Origin of the sequence: Reyranella sp., assembly GCF_965227665.1 — a bacterium.
Lineage (GTDB): Bacteria > Pseudomonadota > Alphaproteobacteria > Reyranellales > Reyranellaceae > Reyranella.
On record NZ_OZ245767.1, the window covers coordinates 882,684 to 902,222 of the forward strand.

16 protein-coding genes and 1 tRNA gene are annotated in these 19,539 nt (G+C 66.9%); 6 read left to right on the top strand and 11 right to left on the bottom strand.

What is annotated here, in order from left to right; genetic code table 11:
* Window positions 1–114 precede the first annotated feature (114 nt).
* Window positions 115–681: a GNAT family N-acetyltransferase gene (locus ACO07I_RS04285; protein WP_422014656.1), complete on the bottom strand. Its 567-nt coding sequence runs from the start codon at window positions 679–681 to the stop codon at window positions 115–117.
* Window positions 678–2,099: an RsmB/NOP family class I SAM-dependent RNA methyltransferase gene (locus ACO07I_RS04290; protein ID WP_422014658.1), complete on the bottom strand. Its 1,422-nt coding sequence runs from the start codon at window positions 2,097–2,099 to the stop codon at window positions 678–680. The genes ACO07I_RS04285 and ACO07I_RS04290 overlap by 4 nt, the downstream gene beginning before the upstream one ends.
* A gap of 31 nt (window positions 2,100–2,130) precedes the next feature.
* On the opposite strand from ACO07I_RS04290, the gene ACO07I_RS04295 reads away from it, so the two are divergent.
* Together ACO07I_RS04295 and ACO07I_RS04300 are read left to right on the top strand one after the other, a co-directional pair.
* Entirely contained in the window at window positions 2,131–3,201 is a 1,071-nt protein-coding gene (locus tag ACO07I_RS04295) for an SGNH/GDSL hydrolase family protein (protein ID WP_422014660.1), read from the top strand.
* Window position 3,202: 1 nt separating this feature from the next.
* Complete coding sequence (locus ACO07I_RS04300; RefSeq protein WP_422014662.1) at window positions 3,203–4,252, top strand: SGNH/GDSL hydrolase family protein; 1,050 nt, start codon at window positions 3,203–3,205, stop codon at window positions 4,250–4,252.
* Here ACO07I_RS04300 and guaB read toward each other — a convergent pair.
* From guaB to ACO07I_RS04320, 4 genes are all read right to left on the bottom strand, one after another.
* A complete protein-coding gene (gene guaB, locus ACO07I_RS04305) occupies window positions 4,234–5,697 on the bottom strand; it encodes an IMP dehydrogenase (RefSeq protein ID WP_422014664.1) in 1,464 nt (487 codons plus the stop codon). The two genes, ACO07I_RS04300 and guaB, sit on opposite strands and share 19 nt — an antisense overlap.
* Window positions 5,698–5,837: 140 nt before the next feature.
* Window positions 5,838–6,347 (bottom strand): DUF1993 domain-containing protein, encoded by a 510-nt coding sequence (locus ACO07I_RS04310; protein ID WP_422014666.1) that lies wholly within the window; start codon window positions 6,345–6,347, stop codon window positions 5,838–5,840.
* 36 nt (window positions 6,348–6,383) lie between these two features.
* Window positions 6,384–7,076: an RlmE family RNA methyltransferase gene (locus tag ACO07I_RS04315; RefSeq protein ID WP_422014668.1), complete on the bottom strand. Its 693-nt coding sequence runs from the start codon at window positions 7,074–7,076 to the stop codon at window positions 6,384–6,386.
* 2 nt (window positions 7,077–7,078) lie between these two features.
* On the bottom strand, window positions 7,079–8,146 hold the full coding sequence (locus ACO07I_RS04320; protein WP_422014670.1) for a Ppx/GppA phosphatase family protein: 1,068 nt from the start codon (window positions 8,144–8,146) through the stop codon (window positions 7,079–7,081).
* Between the two features lie 114 nt (window positions 8,147–8,260).
* Between ACO07I_RS04320 and ACO07I_RS04325 the strand changes: the two genes are divergently transcribed.
* From ACO07I_RS04325 to ACO07I_RS04335, 3 genes are all read left to right on the top strand, one after another.
* Window positions 8,261–8,334 (top strand) — tRNA-Gln (locus ACO07I_RS04325).
* A 60-nt stretch (window positions 8,335–8,394) separates the two neighbouring features.
* Complete coding sequence (locus ACO07I_RS04330; RefSeq protein WP_422014672.1) at window positions 8,395–9,171, top strand: SDR family NAD(P)-dependent oxidoreductase; 777 nt, start codon at window positions 8,395–8,397, stop codon at window positions 9,169–9,171.
* Window positions 9,172–9,228: 57 nt separating this feature from the next.
* The gene (locus ACO07I_RS04335) at window positions 9,229–10,329 is read left to right on the top strand and encodes a glycosyltransferase family 2 protein (RefSeq protein ID WP_422014674.1); all 1,101 of its coding nucleotides are present in this window, start codon (window positions 9,229–9,231) and stop codon (window positions 10,327–10,329) included.
* Between the two features lie 32 nt (window positions 10,330–10,361).
* On the opposite strand, the gene ACO07I_RS04340 is transcribed toward ACO07I_RS04335, so the two are convergent.
* Window positions 10,362–11,594: an LLM class flavin-dependent oxidoreductase gene (locus ACO07I_RS04340; protein ID WP_422014676.1), complete on the bottom strand. Its 1,233-nt coding sequence runs from the start codon at window positions 11,592–11,594 to the stop codon at window positions 10,362–10,364.
* A gap of 195 nt (window positions 11,595–11,789) precedes the next feature.
* On the opposite strand from ACO07I_RS04340, the gene ACO07I_RS04345 reads away from it, so the two are divergent.
* Window positions 11,790–13,034 (top strand): glycosyltransferase family 4 protein, encoded by a 1,245-nt coding sequence (locus ACO07I_RS04345; RefSeq protein ID WP_422014678.1) that lies wholly within the window; start codon window positions 11,790–11,792, stop codon window positions 13,032–13,034.
* A 65-nt stretch (window positions 13,035–13,099) separates the two neighbouring features.
* On the opposite strand, the gene ACO07I_RS04350 is transcribed toward ACO07I_RS04345, so the two are convergent.
* From ACO07I_RS04350 to ACO07I_RS04365, 4 genes are all read right to left on the bottom strand, one after another.
* A complete protein-coding gene (locus tag ACO07I_RS04350; RefSeq protein WP_422014680.1) occupies window positions 13,100–14,050 on the bottom strand; it encodes an OmpA family protein in 951 nt (316 codons plus the stop codon).
* 148 nt (window positions 14,051–14,198) lie between these two features.
* Window positions 14,199–15,719 carry a glycosyltransferase family 2 protein gene (locus ACO07I_RS04355; protein WP_422014682.1) on the bottom strand — a complete coding sequence of 507 codons (1,521 nt, stop codon included), beginning with the start codon at window positions 15,717–15,719 and terminating at the stop codon, window positions 14,199–14,201.
* Window positions 15,720–15,742: 23 nt separating this feature from the next.
* Complete coding sequence (locus ACO07I_RS04360) at window positions 15,743–17,209, bottom strand: hypothetical protein (protein ID WP_422014684.1); 1,467 nt, start codon at window positions 17,207–17,209, stop codon at window positions 15,743–15,745.
* A 70-nt stretch (window positions 17,210–17,279) separates the two neighbouring features.
* Entirely contained in the window at window positions 17,280–19,052 is a 1,773-nt protein-coding gene (locus ACO07I_RS04365; RefSeq protein ID WP_422014686.1) for a glycosyltransferase family 2 protein, read from the bottom strand.
* Window positions 19,053–19,539: the final 487 nt, after the last annotated feature.

Consider the following 19,539-nt stretch of genomic DNA (forward strand, 5'->3'; position numbering starts at 1 on the left):
CGAAGGGCCGGAGGGGGAAAGGCCATGAGTCTGAACTCTTCCCGACCGAAATTCTTCGCGTTGCCTTCCCCCTCCCGGCCTCCCCCGTAAGACGGGGCGGTGGAAGAATTGAGGTCACCCCTCCGCCGCCAGCCGGCGCCGGATCAGCGGGGCGCCGAGGTCGCGCCAGGCGTAGGCGATCTCGTCGACGTCGGTGCCGCCCAGCGTGTCGACCCGCTCGCCCACCTGCTCGCCACCCAGCCCCTCATAGAAGAAGCGGGTCGGGTTCTCGGCCAGCATCCACAGGACCGCGGTGTCGCAGCGGTCGGCCTGGAGCTGGCGGAACAGCGCGCCCAGCAGCTTGCGGCCGAGGCCGAGATTCTGGAAATCGGGCTCGACGTAGAGCGTGTAGACCTCGCCCACCTTGATCTCGCGGCCGTCGAGGCCTTCCGGCGGATCGCGCACCGGCCCGCAGCTGCCGAAGCCCACGACGCCCATGTCCCTGTCGTCGGCCACGAAGACGCCGCGCGCCTCGGCCGGGTCCTTGAGGAGCTGCGACCACCAGGCCGATTGGCGCACGTCCGACATGGCGACCAGCATGGCGTCGGGCAGCAGGCCGGCATAGGTCGCCTGCCAGGTCTCGACATGGACCCGCCCGATCGCCGCGGCGTCGTGACGGCTGGCCCGGCGGATGCGGATCACGCGGCGGCCTCGCCCGGTTCCTCCGGCACTTCCGGGGCCGCCTCGGCGGTGCTCTCCGCAGCGGTGGTCTCGGGGGCGGACACCGGCGCCGCCTTCTGGGCCGCCTTGCGCACCAGGGCGGCGGCGAAGAAGCCGTCGGTGCCGTGCTTCAGCGGCGACAGCCGCAGGTACGGACCGTTCTCGACTTCGGGCGGCGGTTCGCTCTCCAGCACGTCGCGCCACAGCGCGCCCACCGGCACCACCTCGAACACGGGGTGGCGCTCCAGGAAGCCGGCGATCTGGTGCTCGTTCTCGGCCGGCAGCACCGAGCAGGTGGCGTAGATCAGGCCCCCGCCCGGCTTCACCAGCTTCGACGCCGCATCGAGGATCATCGCCTGCTTGGGCAGCAGCTCCTCGAGATCCTTCGGCTGCAGGGTCCAGCGGCCGTCGGGATTGCGCCGCCAGGTGCCGGTGCCGGTGCAGGGCGCGTCGACCAGCACGCGGTCGAAGGCGCCGGCCTGGCGCTTCAGCCATTTGCGGTTGTCCGCATCGATGGCGCGGCGCTCGACGTTATGGGCGCCGGCGCGGCGCAGGCGCTGGGCCGAGCGATCGAGGCGAGACTCATACACGTCCATCGCGACGACGCGGCCCTTGTTGTTCATGCGGGCGGCCATCGCCAGGGTCTTGCCGCCGGCGCCGGCGCAATAGTCGGCGATCTGCATGCCGGGCTGAGCATCGACCAGGGCAGCCACCAGCTGCGAGCCCTCGTCCTGGATCTCGACAAGCCCGTTCTGGAAGGCGTCGCCCTTCACCACCGAGAGCCGCCGGCGCAGGCGCAAGCCATCGGTGGCGTAGCGCATCGGCTCGGTGTCGATGCCGTCGCGGGCCAGCGCCTCGCGCGCCTGCTCGACGCTGGCCTTCAGCCGGTTGACCCGCAGGTCGACCGGCGGCGGCGTCTCCAGCGCGGCGATCTCGCGGCCCCAGCCCTCGCCATAGGCTTCCTTGAAGTGCGGCGCGACCCATTCCTGGACGTTGAGGCGGACCCAGTCGGGCTGCTCGGGATGGGGCAGCGAATGGCCTTCCATCTGGCGCAGCGCGCGATACTCGGCCTCGTCGAGCCGCGACGGGCGGTAGGTGCCGCCGTCGAACAGGGCTTCGAGCCCGGCCATGTCTAGCCCCTCGACCAGCATCAGATCGGCGGCCACGATGGCGCGCGCCCCGCGATCCGGATGGCGCGTGCGCTCCAGCCACCAGGCGAGCTGCCCGTAGCGGCGCAGGATGCTCCATACGCGATCGGACACGGCCCGCCGGTCGCCGCCGCCGATGAAGCGGCGCGCCCGGAAGTAGGCATTGGCGACGAGATCGGCCGGCCTTTCGCTATGGCTGACGATTTCGTCGAGGAGTTCTATGGTGGCCGCCACCCGCGCGCCCGGTGTCACGTCTGTCTCCTTGTCAAAGCATGCCGCTACGATGAATACGCCCGACGCGCAACGCCCGCGCTCCGAGCTTCTCCGCCGCACCATCCTCGTCCTCGTCTCGGTCGCGATCGGCCTCGGCCTGATCGAGATCGGCGTGCGCGCCGCGACGTGGAGCTGGCTGTTCGCCTGGCCGAACTTCGTGCTCGATGCGCGCAAGGTGCTGGCGGAGACGGACAGCGGCCGCTCGGTGCACGACGGGCGCCTGGGCTACCGGCCGCGCCCCGGCTACGCCGCGCCCGGCATCACGATCGACGGCGACGGGCTGCGCATCACGGGGCCCGCCCCGGTGGGCGACCAGCCGCCGATCCTCGCGGTGGGCGATTCCTTCACCTTCGGCGAGGAGGTCAGCGACGCCGAGAGCTGGCCCGCCGACCTGCAGCGGATCACCGGCCGGCGCGTCCTGAACGGCGGCGTGAGCGGCTACGGCTTCGACCAGATCGTGCTGCGCGCCGAGGCGCTGGCGCCGGCCTACCGGCCGGGCGCCCTCGTCGTGGCCTTCATCGCCGACGACATTCGCCGCACCGAGATGCGACGCATGTGGAGCGCCGACAAGCCCTACTTCGACCTCGAGGGCGACGGGCTCGGGCTGCGCAACGTGCCCGTCCCGCCGCGTGCCCCGGCCCAGACCACGCTTACCTTCTGGCAGCAGACCTTGGGCTATTCCGCCGCCTTCGATTTCCTGATGCGGCGGCTCGACCTGCTGCACGACTGGTACGGCGACCATGTCCGCGTCCACCCGGCCGGCACGGGCGAACGGATCTCCTGCCGGCTCACCGCGCGGCTGGCCGGGCTGCAGAAGAGCAGCGGCGCGCCGGTGCTGCTGGTCGCCGCCTACGATCCCGTCGTGTGGGACGATCCAAAATTCGCCGGCGAGCAGCGCCGCCTGACGGCCGGTCTGCTGGCGTGCGCCCGCCGCAACGGCCTGGCCACGCTCGACACCTACGAGGCCCTGGCGGCTGCGCCCCGGCCGCGCGATCTCTACGTGCTGTGGCACATGAACGCCGCCGGCAATGCTCTGATGGCACGGCTGATCGCCGGCGCTCTCGGCGACAAGGGCACCTGACATGTTCGGGCGGGCCGCGCTGGTCATAGGCTCCGTGCTGGTGACGCTGTTCCTGCTCGAAGTCGGCTGCCGCCTGTGGCGCGGCCCATCCGCATTGCTGGACTGGTCCAACATCATCCTCGCCGAGCGCCAGGCCACGCTGAAGGCAGGCGCCGGCCGCTTGAAGCGCGACAGCGACCTGGGCTTCGTCCTGCGACCGGGATATTCCGAGGACGGGGTCACCTATGACCTGTTCGGCCACCGCCTCACCCCGGCTCCGGCCGGCACGGTGCTGGCCGAGCCGCCGGTGCTGGTGGTGGGCGATTCCTACGCCCATGGCGACGAGGTGAGCGACGAGGAGACCTGGGCCGCCCTGCTGCAGCCGCTGATCGACCGCCGCACCGTCAATGCCGGCGTGAGCGGCTACGGGCTCGACCAGATCGTCCTGCGCGCCGAGCAGCAGGTGCCGGACGTAAAGCCGGCCGCGCTGGTGCTGGTGTTCATCGCCGACGATCTGCGGCGCAGCGAGATGAGCCGCGTGTGGGGCGCCGAGAAGCCCTATTTCGAGCCAGCCGGCGAGACGCTCACCCTGCGCAACGTCCCCGTCCCGCCCTCGCCCGCTCCCGCAGCCAGCCTCGATCTCTGGCAACGCCTATTCGGCTGGTCGGTGCTGGTCGACACGATCCTGCGCCACAAGGGCTGGCAGTACGAATGGTCGATCGACCATGTCCGCGTGCTGCCGCGCGGCGCCGGCGAGGCCATGGCCTGCCCGCTGCTGAAGCGGCTGGCCGGCCTCGGCGTGCCGACGCTCGTGGTGGCGGAATACGATCCCTATGTCTGGAAGAACGCCGACTATGCCGGCGAGCAGCGCCGCCTCTCGCGCAGCGTGCTGGACTGCGCACGCGCCGCGGGCCTGGGCACGCTCGACCTGTTCGACGCGATCGACGGAGGCGTCAGGCGCGACGGCTATGCCGCGATGTTCCGGACCTCGCACCCCGGACCGCTCGGCCACCGGATCGCGGCAGAGCGGATCGCCGAGGCGCTGAAGCAGGGCTACATGCCGCCGCGGTAGTTCGGCGCCTCACGCATGATCTCGACGTCGTGCACGTGGCTCTCGCGCAGGCCCGAACCGGTGATGCGCAGGAACTGGCAATTGCTCTGCATCTCGCGGATCGTGCCGTTGCCGGTATAGCCCATGGCCGCCCGCAGGCCGCCGACCAGCTGGTGCAGGATGCTACCGACCGCGCCCTTGTAGGGCACGCGGCCCTCGATGCCCTCGGGCACCAGCTTGAGCGTGCTCTGCACCTCTTGCTGGAAGTAGCGGTCGGCCGAGCCGCGCGCCATGGCGCCGATCGACCCCATGCCGCGGTACGACTTGTAGGAGCGGCCCTGGTAGAGGATCACCTCGCCCGGCGCCTCGTCGGTGCCGGCCAGCAGCGAGCCGATCATGGCGCAGTCGGCGCCGGCGGCGATCGCCTTGGCGAGGTCGCCGGAATACTTGATACCGCCGTCGCCGATCGCGGGAACGCCCGCGGCGCGGCAGGCTTCGGCCGCCTCCATGATCGCGGTGAGCTGCGGCACGCCGACCCCGGCCACCATGCGGGTGGTGCAGATCGAGCCCGGGCCGATGCCGATCTTCACGGCGTCGGCGCCGGCGTCGATCAGCGCCTGGGCGCCCTCGCGGGTCGCGACGTTGCCCGCCATCACCTGGGTGTAGTTGCTGAGCTTCTTCACGCGTGTCACGGCCTCGAGCACGCCGCGCGAATGGCCGTGCGCGGTGTCGACCACGATCACGTCGACATCGGCATCGATCAGCAGCTGGGCGCGGCGCAGCCCGTCCTCGCCCACACCGGTGGCCGCGGCGGTGCGCAGCCGGCCCTTCTCGTCCTTGCTGGCGCCGGGGAACTTGTTGGCCTTCTCGATGTCCTTGACGGTGATCAGGCCGATGCAGCGATAGTTGGCGTCGACGACCAGCAGCTTCTCGATCCGGAACTGGTGGAGCAGCCGCTTGGCCTCTTCCTTCGTCGCCCCCTCGGTCACGGTGACGAGGCGTTCCTTGGTCATCAGGGTGCTGACCGGCGTGCCGCTCTCGGTGGCGAAGCGGACGTCGCGGTTGGTGAGGATGCCGGCCAGCTTGCCGCTGCCGCGCTCGACGACGGGAATGCCCGAGATCTGGTTGACCTCCATCAGCGCCAGCGCCTCGGCCAGCGTCTGGTCGGGATGGATGGTGACGGGGTTCACCACCATGCCGCTTTCGAACTTCTTGACCCGGCGGACCTCGTTGGCCTGCGCCTCGGGCTCCAGGTTCTTGTGGATGACACCGATGCCGCCGGCCTGGGCCATGGCGATCGCCATGCCCGATTCGGTGACGGTGTCCATCGCCGCCGACATCAGCGGAATGTTGAGTTCGATGGTGCGCGTGAGGCGTGTGCGGGTGTCGGTCTGTCCGGGCAGAACCGACGAGGCAGCAGGCTTCAGGAGGACGTCATCAAAGGTCAGCGCTTCCTGAATCTGCATACCAACCTCCGTCGGGGAGAAATAAAAACGGCGGCCCTCGGAGAGGGCCGCCGGGTTGGCGAGCCTTTATACACACCGCCGCGCACAAGCCAAGCGCCAAGCCCAAGGCATTCGCGCGTGGCGGTTATGCACGAGTATTTCTAAACGGCGCCCAGGTAATCGCGTTTCCCGATCTCGACCCCGGACTGGCGCAGGATTGCGTAGGCGGTGGTGCAATGGAAATAGAAGTTCGGCAGCGCGAAGTGCAGAAGATATTGTTCGCCGTTGAGCTTGAGCGGGGTGCCGGCGATGGTCAGGACGACCTCTCGGCCCTCGCTGCCGTCGATCTGCTCCGCCTTGAAGCCCTCGAGGTAGGTCCTCACGGCGGCGATGCGCTTCTGCAGCTCGCCCAGCGTCTTTTCCGAATTGTCATGCGGCGCGGGCACTTCGGCGCCAGCGAGGCGGGCCGCACTCTCCTCGGCGAAACGACAGGCGATCTGCACCTGGCGCGTGAAGGGCAGCATGTCCGGCGTCAGCCGGGTCGCACCCAAAACCGCCTCGTCGACCTTCTTCGCGACCGCCCAGGCCGAGCCCTTCTCGAGGACCTTCGCGAGCGCGCCGAGCTGGCGCTGGTAGACGGGGATCGAAGCGCCGTACATGCCGAGGGACATGAATATTTCTCCGGTCGGAGACTGATGCGGCGGACTTTAGCCGCGGAAGCCCGTCCCAACGACGTACATTTCCGCCGAATCGGCCCGGCTGGCCTCCGGCTTGAAATGCCGGACTTTCTCGAAGTCCTTCTTCAGCCGGTCGAGTAGCGTCCGCTCGGTGCCGCCCCGCAGCACCTTGGCGACGAAGGCGCCGCCGGGCTTCAGGATCTCGCGGGCGAAATCGTGCGCCGCCTCCGCCAGCCCCATGATCCGCATATGATCGACCTGGGTCTCGCCGGTCGCCGCGGCCGCCATGTCGCTCAGAACGACATCGGCCGGGCCGCCCAGCAGCTCCGTAAGCAGGGCGGGCGCATCGTCGTCATAGAAGTCCTTGGCGAGAACGGTGGCCCCCGCGATCGGCTCGACCGGCGTGAGATCGATGCCGATCACCACGCCCTTGGTCTTGCCCGAACTCACCCGTTCGACCGAAACCTGCGTCCACCCGCCCGGTGCCGCCCCCAGGTCGATGACCCGGCCGCCCGGCTTCAGAAAATGGAACTGGTCATCGATCTGGAGAAGCTTGAAGGCGGCGCGCGAGCGATAGCCGCGCTTCTTGGCCTCCTCGACATAGGGATCGTTGAGCTGGCGCTGCAGCCAGCGCTGGGAGGAGACGGTGCGCCCGCGCGCCGTCTTCACGCGGACGGTCGCGCGCCGGCCCGTCGGGACGCTGCCCTTGGTACCTTTTGCCATGGTCAGCCTCCCCGGCGGCAGGCCTGGTCGGCCTCGCGGTCGGCTTGGCGCATCAGGTCCATCAGCACGCCCTCGCGCAGGCCGCGGTCGGCCACGCGCACCACCGGCGCCGCCCACTGCCGGCAAACGGCCTCGAGGATCGCCCCCCCGGCCAGCGCCAGATCGGCGCGATCGTCGCCGATGCAGGGCAGATGCGTGAGCTGGTCGACCGACATCGTGGAAAGTTCTTCACAGATACGCAAAATTTCCTCTCGGCCGATCCTCGAACCATCGACCAGGGTGCGGTTATAGCGCTTCAGGCCCTGATGGTGTGCGCTGATCGTCGTGACGGTGCCCGAAGCGCCGATCATCTGCACCTCGCCGCGCGCGATCGCCGCCCCGATGTCATATAGGGCGCCAAACGGCCTGAGATCGCTGCGGATGCGCTCCACCATGTCGGCATAGCAGGCCGGGCTGAGCGGCCGTCCGCGCGGCTGGCCGCGCGTGCAGGACTCGGTGAGCGTCACCACTCCCCAGGGCACCGAGGTCATTCCGATCAGCTCGGTGGTCGCGCAGCCCGGACGGCCGGGGCGTGGCCGGACCCTGATCCAGCTCACCTCGGTGGAACCGCCGCCGATGTCGACCAGCAGGGCATAAGGGATGTCGGGGTCCAGCAGGTTCTCGCAGCTCGCCAGAGCAAGCCTCGCCTCCTCCGGCGGCTGGATCAGGTCGAAGCTGAGCCCCGTGCGGGCTTTGACCATGCTGAGAAAGTCCCCGGCGTTGCCGGCGCGGCGGCAGGCTTCTGTCGCGATGTGACGGGCGCGGGTCACGCGATTGCGTTCGATTTTGGCCGCGCAGACGCCAAGCGCATGCAGCGTGCGTTCGATGGCTTCGCCGCACAGCGAACCGCTCAGCGCCACCCCCTCGCCCAGCCGTACCGGGCGAGAATAAGCATCGATCACCTCAAAACCCTCGACCGATGCCTTCGCCACCAGGAGCCGGCAATTGTTGGTGCCGAGATCAATGGCGGCGAACGTGTGCGCAAATCGACCGCTGTGCCAGCCTCCCTTGGGCGTGGATTCCCCGGTCATTCAAAATCTTCCTTGGGAAGATCGTACCCGAGGAAACAGTCCACGGCGAGGCCCCGCTTGCCAATCCGTTCCGTCATCGCTAAATCGTGCGGCCAACGAGGTCCGCAGGGTCCTTGGGGGATAGTTTAACGGTAGAACAACTGGCTCTGACCCGGTTAGTCTTGGTTCGAATCCAGGTCCCCCAGCCACCCGGCCCTGCATGCTTCTGATCCGGGCCAAGGTGCCCGCTCCGCCGATCATGGTCGACGTTGAACACGTCCACGACATCTGATCCGGCCCCCAAGACGCGCATCGTCGTGATCGGCGCGACCTCGTCCATTGCGGAACATTGTTGCCGCCTGTGGGTGCAGGGCGGTCCGATCGAAATCATCCTGGTCGCGCGCGATTGGGCGCGGGCGGAGCGCATTGCGGAGGATCTGCGAGGGCTCGACGCCCAGGCCGAGGTCTCGGTCGAAACGATGGATTTCCTTTCGCCGCCCGCCATAACCGCTGCGGTGGCGCGCTGGACAGCCGGGCGGCCGCTCGACTTGGCGCTGATCGCCCATGGCGTTCTCTCGCCCCAGCAACCCTGTCAGGACGACATTTCGCAGACGCGCCGATCGATCGAGGTCAATGGACTCTCGCCGGTGCTGTTCGCCGAGGCACTCGCGGGCGCCATGGGCCGGGCGGGCCACGGCACGATCGGCATGATCGGGTCCATTGCCGGCGACCGCGGCCGTCGCGCGAACTATGTCTATGGCGCGTCGAAAGCCCTGATGGACCGCTACGCCCAGGGGTTGCGCCACCGGTTCGCAGGCTCCGGCGTCCGGATCGTCCTCATCAAGCCCGGCCCGACCGATACGCCCATGGCGGCGCCGTACAAGGCGCAGGGACGGCGTCTCGCCCCGGTCGAGCAGGTAGCCTGCGGCACCGTCGAGGCAATGCGACGCGGCACGCCGGTGGCCTATCTGCCGCGGCGCTGGAGGTACATCATGCTGGTGGCGCGCGCCCTGCCCGACTTTCTGTTCAACAGACTCAATTTCTGACGCCGTCGCGCAATTCGCATTGGGAGGGGGCTGCCCCCAACAATATACTCGCGCCGGATGCAGCGCTTTTCCCCGACGGTTTCGATCATCGTCCCGACCTTCAACGAATCACGGAACCTGCCGCGGGTCGTGTGCCTGCTCGAGAAGGCGATGGGCGGGATCCCCTGGGAGGTCGTCTTCGTGGACGACGACAGTCCGGACGGCACCTGGAGAGTGGCCAAGGAACTCGCTCGAGCGGATGCCCGCGTACGCTGCATCCGCCGGGTCGGCCGACGCGGCCTGGCGGGCGCCTGCATCGAGGGCGCCCTCAGCTCGGCCGCGCCCTATGTTGCCGTGATGGACGCCGATCTCCAGCACGACGAGACGGTTCTTCCCGCCATGGTGGCAAAGCTGGAGAACGGCGAGGCGGAGATTGTGATCGGGAGTCGCTTCGTCGGCGACGGCAGCAGCGTCGACGGGTTCACCGCCCGGCGCGCCTTCGCGAGCCGTGTTGCGACCCGCCTCGCCTCTCTCCTCATCGGGCGGCGGGTCTCCGATCCGATGAGCGGCTTCTTCGCACTGAAGCGCGAGGTCTTCGAGGCCGTGGCGCCGCGCCTCGTGCCATCGGGTTTCAAGATCCTGGTCGACATCCTGGCCAGCACCCGGGGGCAGGTCCGTATCGCCGAGGTCGCCTACCGCTTCCGCTCACGCCAGGAAGGTCTGTCCAAGTTCGACACGCGCGCAATTCTCGATTTCCTGGGGCTTCTCCTGCATCGGATGACCGGCGGCATGGTCTCGGTCCGCTTCCTGTTCTTCATGGTCGTTGGCTCGACCGGCATTGCGATCCACCTCCTCGCGCTGCGCGCAGGATTGCTGGCCGGACTGGGATTCGATGCGGCGCAGTCGCTGGCGACCGTTGCCGCGATGACGTCGAACTTCCTGGTGAACAACCAGCTCACCTATAGCGACATGAAGCTCAAGGGCACCGCAGCCCTGGCCGGTCTTCTGAAGTTCTATGTCGTCTGCGGCGTGGGGGCGCTCGCCAATATCGGCGTGGCGTCGTGGCTCTTTCTCTCGAACAAGGACTGGTGGATCGCGGGGATCGCCGGCGTCATCGTCGGCGCCACTTTCAACTATACGATGAGTTCGATCATCGTCTGGCGGCAGCAGCAGAATTGAGACGGCGCCTTCCGGCGCCGCCTTCTCTCCCATCAGCGGGCATTTTCCTTGTCGAAGTCCGGCACCGCCGCCGACGCCGCGGCAAAGCGCGGCGCCTTGGTCGCCTTGAGGGCTTCGGCGCCACCGTCGGTCTGCATGATCTTCGCCATGATCGCCTGCTGCGCGCGCTCGAAGACGCCACGATTCTCGATCAGGAACTTCTGCGATTCGCGCAGCTTGGTCACATAGCCGTTGATCTCCGGGATGACGTAGCGCGCGACCATGTCCCAGCTGCGGCGCGTGTTCTCGGGGTTGGCCCAGTCATGGACGAAGCCCACGACCGTGCCGAAGCCGCCGCTCTTGGCGTAGACGTCCTTGATGACCTTCACCAGGTCGTCCGGCGTGCCGATCGTGGCGGCGGAGCCCGGCGTGAAGGCCGTCTTGTCCACGGCGTCGTCCGGATCGGTGAAGGGCGCCGCACCCGGCCGCTGCAGCGTGCCCACGATATATTCGTTGTGCCACCGCATCAGGCCGGTACGGGCCTCCTCGCGGGCCTTCTCACGTGTCTCGGCCACGTGCCAGCTCAGCAGCACGCGCCAGTTCCGGCGATCGACCGTCTGGCCGTGCTTCTTCGCGGCGTCCTCCGCGAACTTCCACTGGGTCGGCAGGGCCAGCAGTCCCTCGTTCGACATGGATCCGATGGAGATGATGCCGATCCCGTGCTTGCCGGCGAGCGTCATACCCGAGGGGCTGACTTGCGAGGCCACGACGAACGGCATGTCCTCCTGCAACGGCAGGAGCTGCAGGGCGGCGTCCTGCATCGTGTACCAGTCGGTCTTGTCGGTGACCCTCTCACCCTTGAAGAGGCGGCGGATGATGCCGATCGCATGGTCCTGGCGGTCGCGCTGGAGCATCGGGTCGATGCCGAGCGTATGCGCGTCGGACGCGAGCGCGCCGGGACCCGAGCCGAAGATCGCCCGACCGCCGGTCATGTGGTCGAGCTGCACCATGCGCTGGGCGACGTTGTAGGGATGGTGGTAGGGCAGCGAGATCACGCCGGTGCCGAGCTTGATGCGCTTGCTGCGCTCGCCGGCCGCCGCCAGGAACATCTCGGGCGAGGCGATCATCTCCCAGCCGCTGGAATGATGCTCGCCGCACCAGAACTCGTCATAGCCCAGCCCGTCGAGCTGCTCGACGAGGTCGAGATCGCGCCGGAACTGCAGCATCGGATTTTCGCCGATCGGATGGTGCGGGGCGAGGAAGGCGCCGAATTTGAGCCGCTGCATGATTTGGTCCCCGATGACTGTTGGTGTCGATGTCGGCGCCAATCATGCCGCGATCCGACTCCTTGCAGGAAGGCCCGCGAACGCCAGATTTCGGTGAGCGGACGGGCCTTCTCCGGCCCCGGATCACGAGGCGCCCATAACGCGGCGCTGGATAAGGCCCCGACATCCAATTAACTCTGATGGCTGGACCGCCCCGTGAGCCCCGCCTCGACGCAAACCCCGCCGCCCGCCCGGCTCATCCTCGACCTTTCGAGGCTGGTCTATGCTGCCTGGTCGCGGACGCCCAAGGGCATCCCGAGGGTCGAGCTCGCCTATGCCCAGCACTTTATGGCGAACGAAGCGGAACGACTGCACGTCACGGTGCTCGATGCTTTCGGGCGCCTCCGGCTCGTCGACCACCGGGCGGCCGAGAGCTTCGCGAGGGCGATCGCCCACTACTGGGAGCACGACATCGACTCGGCTACCGCCCATTGGCGAATCGCGCTGCGGGCGCTCTGGATTCACCTCGTCCTGATGTTCCGGCCCTGGGGCGCCCTCGAACGGCTCGTTGCGACACGACAGGAACGCTTCCTCTATGTCATTCCCTCCCAGCTCCAGCTCGACCGCCCGGCGCTGGTCGAGGCGCTGAAGAGCGCAGGCGACCTGAAGCTCGTCTTCTTCGTGCACGACATCCTTCCGAGCCAGTTCCCCGATTTCTTCACGCGCAAGGACGCGGACCTCTACCATCGACGCATCGAGAACGCGGCGCGCCTGGCGGATGCCATCGTCGTGAACTCGCGGGCGACTGCCGAGTCGTTCAAGTCGCGTTTCGGCGCGACTGCCGCCGCAGGCAACGTGATCGTCGCTCCTCTGGGCGTTTCGCAGCCGGCGGACGTTTCGGCCGGAGGCGAGATTGTCGAGCCTCCCTATTTCGTCATGCTCGGGACGATCGAGCCGCGCAAGAATCACCGGCTGATCCTGGATCTGTGGCTCGAGCTCCGCCGCGAATTGGGACCGTCGACGCCAAGCCTGCTGGTTATCGGCGAACGAGGCTGGAAGATTGACGACATCGTCCAAACGCTCGAGGAAAGCGCCCGCCAGCAGGGTCACGTCCGGGAATGCGGCCGCATGCCCGACGCCGCCGTTGCCGGTATTCTGAAGGGAGCCCGCGCCTTGCTGCTCCCATCGCTCGCGGAGGGCTACGGCCTGCCCCTCGCCGAAGCTCTCGCCTGCGGCACACCTGTGCTGTGCAGCGACATTCCGGTCTTCCGCGAGGTCGGCGGTGAGGTCCCCGACTACCTCCACCCTGCAGACGGCGCGGCTTGGCGTGAAGCCGTGCTCGACTATGCCCAGCCGGGTTCCGCCAGGCGTGAGGCGCAACTTCGCCGCCTCAGCACCTGGTGCCGGCCGACCTGGGAGCATCATTTCGCCGTCGTGGACGCCACTCTCCGCGAGCTCTGAACGCAAAAAAGGCGGCCCGTTGGGCCGCCTTTTCCTTGTTTCGGATTATCCAGTTTGCCGGCAGCTTACTGGATGACGATCTCGACGCGGCGGTTCTGCGGCTCGCGGACGTTCGGGCCGGTCTGGACCAGCAGGCCCTGCTCGCCACGGCCAACCACCGCGATCGCGGTCGCCGGCACGCCTTCGCGAACCAGTGCGTCCTTGACGGCGTTGGCGCGACGCAGCGACAGCGCCATGTTGTAGGCCGGCGCGCCCGACGTGTCGGTGTGGCCGGTCGCCGTGATGCGGGCGTTACCCTTGGTCTTGTAGGCCCCGGCAGCCTGCTTGATCGTCGTCAGGGCCTGAGCCGACAGGTTGGCGCGATCCCAGTCGAAGAACACCATGAACGACGGCGGCGCGACCATCGTCGGCTGCGGCGGCGGGGGCGGCGGCGGCGCGGTGAACTTGTAGGTCACGCCGGCGAGGGCCAGGATGTTGTTGTTCTGGAAGCTGACATTGCCGAACGGCGTGTTGACGCTCGGGCTGGTCGTGCCGACGTACCGGCCTTCGATCAGGAAACGGAGCTGTTCACTTACATTGTAGGCGACGCCGATCATGCCCTGATAGGCAAACTGGGTGTCACTCAGGGAAGAATTGCTGTCGATGAACGCAATGCCCGCACCGGCGCCGATATAGGGCGTGATGACCGACGTCGGCATGAAGTCGTACAGCACGTTGGCCATCACGTTGAGCTGGCCGACCTTGCCGTTGATCGCCGTTCCCGGGATGTTGGCCGAGGTCGGGATCTGACCGTAGCTGACTTCCAGTTCTACGCGCGGACCGACGAAGTCGTAGCCGGCCTTGCCGCCCACGGCCCAGCCCGTCCAGGTCTGGAGGTTCGAATTCGAGCCGAGGAACCAGGCGGCGCCGCCGCCCGCACCAATATAGAAGCCCTCTTGAGCGTTGATTGCCTGAGCGCCGGCAACGTTCGGCAGCATCAAACCCAGGCCCAAAAGAGCCAAACCAGCCTTTTTCATAAATCTCCCCAACGTTGACGTCATCCGCATGGCCGCAAGATTATACTACCACAATGGCGCGACCGACTGAGGTCACGGCATCGCCAGCAACTCCCCTCTCTCTCCAACTGTGGCAGCCATGCAACAGTCAGCGCGTTCCCCCGCTCATTCAGGCCGCGCCGATCAATTGCAATGCACGACGAACTCGTCCGCCCCAGGCCGCGGTCGCTGCTCCACCCCGGTCCTCAAACTGCTGAATGCCGAGTTCTTCGAACAGCCGCGCCAACTCGGGGGATGACACGGAAGGTCCGCATCGGGGCAAGTTCGGGGTTGCGCCGATTCCTGTTGCTACCAGCCGGTACTGGCCGGCGTAAGGCGGCAGATCCGGTACCAGGTCGATGTCGATTGCGTCCGGTGTCCCTGTTACCCCCGTCGCTCCCAAGCGCAGCCGCTTGGGACGGGGATCGCTGCGGACGCGCGCGATATCGAGGGCTCTCCTGGCCGGCTCAAGCGGGTCCTCCCGGATGAAGCGCCCGACAGCGGCCGCGTAGCCCGGATGAAGCGCCTCGATCGTGACCTGGGCCGCCGCGATGAGTTCACGACGCTGCTCTCCGAACGAGGTCCCACCGCAATGCCAGACGAACAGGCCCGGGACGGCGACGTGACGCCATCCCGCCGCCGTCGCCCGGAGACAGAAGTCATTCTCTTCGCCGTAGCCACGGCCGAACCGCTCCTGGTCGAAAGGGCCGATCTGCTGGAGACAACTACGCCTTATTGCCATGCAGAAGCCGACAGCCGTGGGGATGTCGACCAGCGGGGGATCAAGGGCCGCGCACAAGCGGTCCCACTGGACGGCGTCGCCATCCGCGGGCAGCCGATTCTCGCGTAGCGTTGCCGGGTAGCTCAGGATCGTTGCCGCATTCGAAAAAGGTGTCGCCGTGGCCGTCCTCGGCGTCCGCAGCGCCGCCAGCAGCCGATCGAGCCAGTTTCCGAACACCCGTGCGTCCGAGTTCAACAGGACAACGTCGCGGTCGGGATGAAGGCCAATGCCGCGATTCACGGACCCGACGAAGCCGATGTTGCGCTCGTTCACCAGCAAGGTGACCAGACCAGCTGCCGCGAGCGCTTGAAGCTCCCCCCGCAGCCGCGAGTCCGGCGAAGCGTCGTCCACGACCACCAGTTCACAGGCCTCGCGCGTCGTTGCTTCGAGCACGCTCGCGATTGCCTGCAGCGTCAACGCCCGCCCACCATGGACCGGCACGACGACATCGACCTTGGCGCCGGCGCCGGCGCGCGGGCTGCGTTCCAGGAGCCCCCGCATGTCGGGTGTCGGCGGATCGGCCGGCACCATCGCGTCCCTTCCCTCGGCCCGGCCGAATCTCAGCCAGTGGGCAAAGGGTTCGTACCCGGCCAGAACCGTGTCCGGATTGTCTCTGCGATAGTCGTTCGGAGAGAAGCCGGGTTGCGGAGACCAGCCGCGTGCAGACCCTCTCGCCAGATAGTGGAAGGCTGCCTCTTCCGCCGATGTAAACGGTTGCCCCGCGGACCGCGCATAGTGCGCGATATCGATGCTTCCCGCCGTCAGGCCATATGTCAGGCATAACCGGCGCTTCCAGCCCGGAAATGCCTGTGCGGCGGTCATCGCCAAGACGCCGCCGTGCTGCACCGCGCCGAACAGCAGATCGCGCATCGCCCTCGGTGATCGCACGGCGCTCACGGTTCAACCCACCCCGTGCGCATCTGCAGGAACGCCGCCAGGAGCCCGCCCGCATCCATGGACAATTCCAGCGGCAGCACATGCCCACGCCCCAGCCGCCGCAACCGTGCCGCCGGTGCGCCAGTGTCGAATACGACGACCGGCAGTCCGCGTTTCAGAGCCGCGGTCAGCACGAAGGACCAGGATTCTGGCCAGATGGCGGGGAGAAAGACCAAGTGGGGCGCGGCTTCGGTCAGCAGCCGGTCGAGATCGTGCGAATGATAGGCGCCGGTAACGGTGACCGATCCCGGCAGAGGCTCGGACGCGGGTCCCAGCACGGAAAGCTCGAGAGGCGCACGCGTCCGGTCCATGACGTGAGCGAGTTCCCGCACGACGCGCAGGCCCTTCGAGACGTTCAGGGCGCCGAGGGTGACAACGCGCAGAGGCACTTTCGCCGGGATGCGGGGTGTGCGCTCAGGGGGAAAACCCGAATCGCTCTCCGGCTCCCAGACCTCGATTTCTTTGGCAAGGTGCGGCCGCATCCGCGTCGCAAGATCATGGCTCGGCGCGATGATGCGCTCAGCGCCCGCGAGAAAGTCCAGCTGGTGGCGCCGCCAGGTCAGCGGGTCGGGGTCGCGCACCTCGCTACCATGGTCCGTGACGCATCGAGCACACGCTTCCGGCGGAGCCACATCGCAACAAACACCCTGTCCCGTCACCAGGTCGATCCGGGGACACAACATGAAATAGTCATGCAGGACGACCTCATAAGGTATCCCCAGCCGCGCGCCGAGATCGCGCAGCCAGTCCGCTGCCTGCCGCGGGCGGTCGATCAGATGATTGACGAGCAGCCGACTCACCTTTCGTTCCCGGGCGAAATCGACCAGTGCTGGGAGATCGGCTGACAGGTCGAACGTCCGATCGCCAACGACTGCAATGGTCGGAGCGTTGAGGACCGCCCGCGCGCGCAGCACGTTTCGTCCCCGATTCTCGATCTCCCGTTCGTAGAGATCGAGAAATCGGCTGCTGCCGCCGCCGCGTCCGTGATGGAAGACCAGCACGGTCTCCGCGCCCTCCCGCCACGCAGCACGGTCGGCACGTGCCTCGACCTCGTTGCGAGGCGATTTCCCGGCCTTGGACATTTCCAGGTGATGGAGCAGCGGGTCCATCCCCCGCGGGCGGTGCAGATAGGAGCGACGATAGAAGGCTGGATCGAATACGGCCGCCGGAGCGCGGCGCGTCCGCCACCCCAGAAGCGCATAGTGAAGCAGGGGCGCCTGGGCCACGCGCCGACGCTGAGCCTCGTCTTCGAACTGACGGAGATAGAAATCGCTGTCGAAACCGCGTTCGAGGATCGTCAGCCGTGGCTTCATGGCCTGGAGCAGGTATGGCCGGATTTTTTCGCCGATCACGTGTCCCAGAATCACGCGCTCGACGCCCAGCGTCAGAAGCTGCGCTTGAACATGCTCGACTGCGACATTCACGAAGTGCCGAAGCCATCCAGCGTGCCACCGTGGCGGCTGGTACCGCGAGGGAGTCCGAATGCGCATCCAACTAATGATCGAGGCTCGTGCGGCGAGCCGTCAGCGACAATGCCGGATGGAAAAAAGGATCATCGGGTATGGAATCCATCCATCTTTCCCGGAAATGCCGCCTCTCAGTCGCATAGCGCCGGGCAACATCGGATCTGCCGCGTGTCGCGGACTCCCGGTGCATCAGCAGGGCATCTGGCGTCATGACCGTCTTCCATCCCCGCTCCGCCAATCTCAGGCAGAGATCGACATCGCCCAGTTCGATCGGAAATCTGTCCGCATCGAAACCGCCGATCGCTTGGAATTTGCTCCTCTCCACCGCCAGGCAGGCTCCCGTCACGGCCGAAACCTCACGCGGGACCGTGAAGCGATCAAGATAGCCCGGATACTCGGGCGGGGCGCCAATATCGAGATGGGCCGCATAGCCACCAAGACCGAGCACCAGCCCGGCATGCTGCAGGCGACCTGAGGGATAGACGAGCCTGGCGCCGACTGCGCCGATGTCCGGCTGCAGCGCCCATCCCGCCAGATTGACGAGCCAATCCGGTCGCAACACCTCGGTGTCGTTGTTCAGGAAGACGAGGACACGCCCCTCGGCATGCCGCGCCGCCCTATTGCAGAGCGCCGAAAAATTGAAGGGCCCTTCATCATTGAGGACGCGAACGCCGGCCTGCTTCGCCGCTCGGCCGAGAAGCCGGCGCGTCGCGGCCTCCGTGCTACCATTGTCGACGATCAGAAGGTCGAAATTGCGCGGCCTCGTCTTCTCGAGGCTCGCGAGGCATGCCGCCATGAGCCTCGCCCGATTGCGGGTCGGAATGATGAGCGTCGCGGTCGCGACGGGCAAAGCCTGCTTGGCAATCGCAACTCGCCCTTCCGGTCGTGCTGACTTCCACACCTTGGTAAGAAGCACTCTGCGAATGTGCCCGACCGGTCCCGACTCTGCCGCAAAGAGGGCGTCCCAGGTCGAAGGCCGCAGCATCTCGGCCAGCGAGAGCCCACCGTGGGATTCGAGTGCCCGACACCGGGCATACAGGGCGCGGCCGACAAACGACCTCGACTTCTGGAAGATCGGACTCCAGTCGGGCTTGAGTTCCGGCGCGACATGTCGGCCGGCATCGATCGAGTCCTCGTCGGCATAAAAGAGTGTGTGCGCCGGCCGGGTCGCTGCGAACTCGGCCAGCGCCCCCATCGCATATTCAGAGATCGTGTCGCCAGCGGAGATCGGCAGAACAATGTCGGACGGGCCAAGTCCGCGCCACAATGCCTCTGCTCTGGCGTTGCCGTCGACACGAACGAGCCGTTGATCGGCTCCGAGGATCGGATTCCCATCAACCAGGGCAAGCGACCAGTTCGGATAGGCCTGCCGTTCCAGTGAGGAAACGGTCGCCCTCAATGCATCGGCCGCCGTCTCACCTCCATCGAGAAGGACGACCCGGATGTGGGGTCCGACGGTCCAGCTGTCCCGCGCGCTTTCCAAGCCCGCGAGGTCCAGTTCCCTTCGGCTGCGCTCGCGCCATTCGTGATAACGATGGATCGGCGTGGCGCCGAACAGATTCGTCAGGAGCGCATCGGCAGCGGGCGCAAAACCCACCGCGTACAATGCAGTGGCAAGCCCGGCTCGAGCGGGCTTGCGGTTGCGTGCCAAGGCCAACACCGCGCGATCGGACAGGATCCGACCTGTCATGAGGCTGAAACCCGCCGGTGGGCAGCTGGGCGGCGGAGCCACTTCGATATGGCGAGTCCCGTGCGGGAGGCGACCGATCCATTCGCCGATCCCGAACAGCGCGGCCGACATGACCTCCTGTATTTCTTCACCATCCCGGAAAAAGCGGACGACAGGTCGCCCAGCGGAACAGTAAAGTGTCATCCGATATCGAATCTGGAGCCATCGGCCCGCCCGCAAGCCGTCGTGAGGGGGCAACATGAAGCGCTCATTTCGCGCTTTGACTGCAATCTCTAGCGGGACGTGGCCGATCATTCCGGACATAGTGACAGGCACCGTCACGGGCGAAACCGGTCGGTCGGGCGCGACGATCTCACCCGTTGATCACTCGTTTGTGCATCGCAGCACTTCTCCGCACAGGAGTAATTGATCTATCATAAGTTATTGCATGGGCGCCTGAAACAATCTCGGTCTGCGCTTGGCCGCGAACGTGGAGACAATACAATTGCCACTTCCTCGGGTGAGCGACGTTGCATCGCGAAGAACGACGACTTTTGCCGGGACAAATGGAACTCTTGGCATGTTGTGTTTGAGATGTACTAAAGGGAATCGAGTTCTT

Excerpts from the sequence above, each read along its gene's own strand:
- ACO07I_RS04315 (WP_422014668.1), bottom strand. The coding sequence starts at position 7,076 with ATGGCAAAAGGTACCAAGGGCAGCGTCCCGACGGGCCGGCGCGCGACC.
- guaB (WP_422014664.1), bottom strand. The coding sequence starts at position 5,697 with ATGCAGATTCAGGAAGCGCTGACCTTTGATGACGTCCTCCTGAAGCCT.
- ACO07I_RS04350 (WP_422014680.1), bottom strand. The coding sequence starts at position 14,050 with ATGAAAAAGGCTGGTTTGGCTCTTTTGGGCCTGGGTTTGATGCTGCCG.
- ACO07I_RS04300 (WP_422014662.1), top strand. The coding sequence starts at position 3,203 with ATGTTCGGGCGGGCCGCGCTGGTCATAGGCTCCGTGCTGGTGACGCTG.
- ACO07I_RS04340 (WP_422014676.1), bottom strand. The coding sequence starts at position 11,594 with ATGCAGCGGCTCAAATTCGGCGCCTTCCTCGCCCCGCACCATCCGATC.
- ACO07I_RS04320 (WP_422014670.1), bottom strand. The coding sequence starts at position 8,146 with ATGACCGGGGAATCCACGCCCAAGGGAGGCTGGCACAGCGGTCGATTT.
- ACO07I_RS04335 (WP_422014674.1), top strand. The coding sequence starts at position 9,229 with ATGCAGCGCTTTTCCCCGACGGTTTCGATCATCGTCCCGACCTTCAAC.
- ACO07I_RS04310 (WP_422014666.1), bottom strand. The coding sequence starts at position 6,347 with ATGTCCCTCGGCATGTACGGCGCTTCGATCCCCGTCTACCAGCGCCAG.
- ACO07I_RS04355 (WP_422014682.1), bottom strand. The coding sequence starts at position 15,719 with ATGCGCGATCTGCTGTTCGGCGCGGTGCAGCACGGCGGCGTCTTGGCG.
- ACO07I_RS04365 (WP_422014686.1), bottom strand. The coding sequence starts at position 19,052 with ATGTCGGCCGCGCTGTTCGGGATCGGCGAATGGATCGGTCGCCTCCCG.
- ACO07I_RS04295 (WP_422014660.1), top strand. The coding sequence starts at position 2,131 with ATGAATACGCCCGACGCGCAACGCCCGCGCTCCGAGCTTCTCCGCCGC.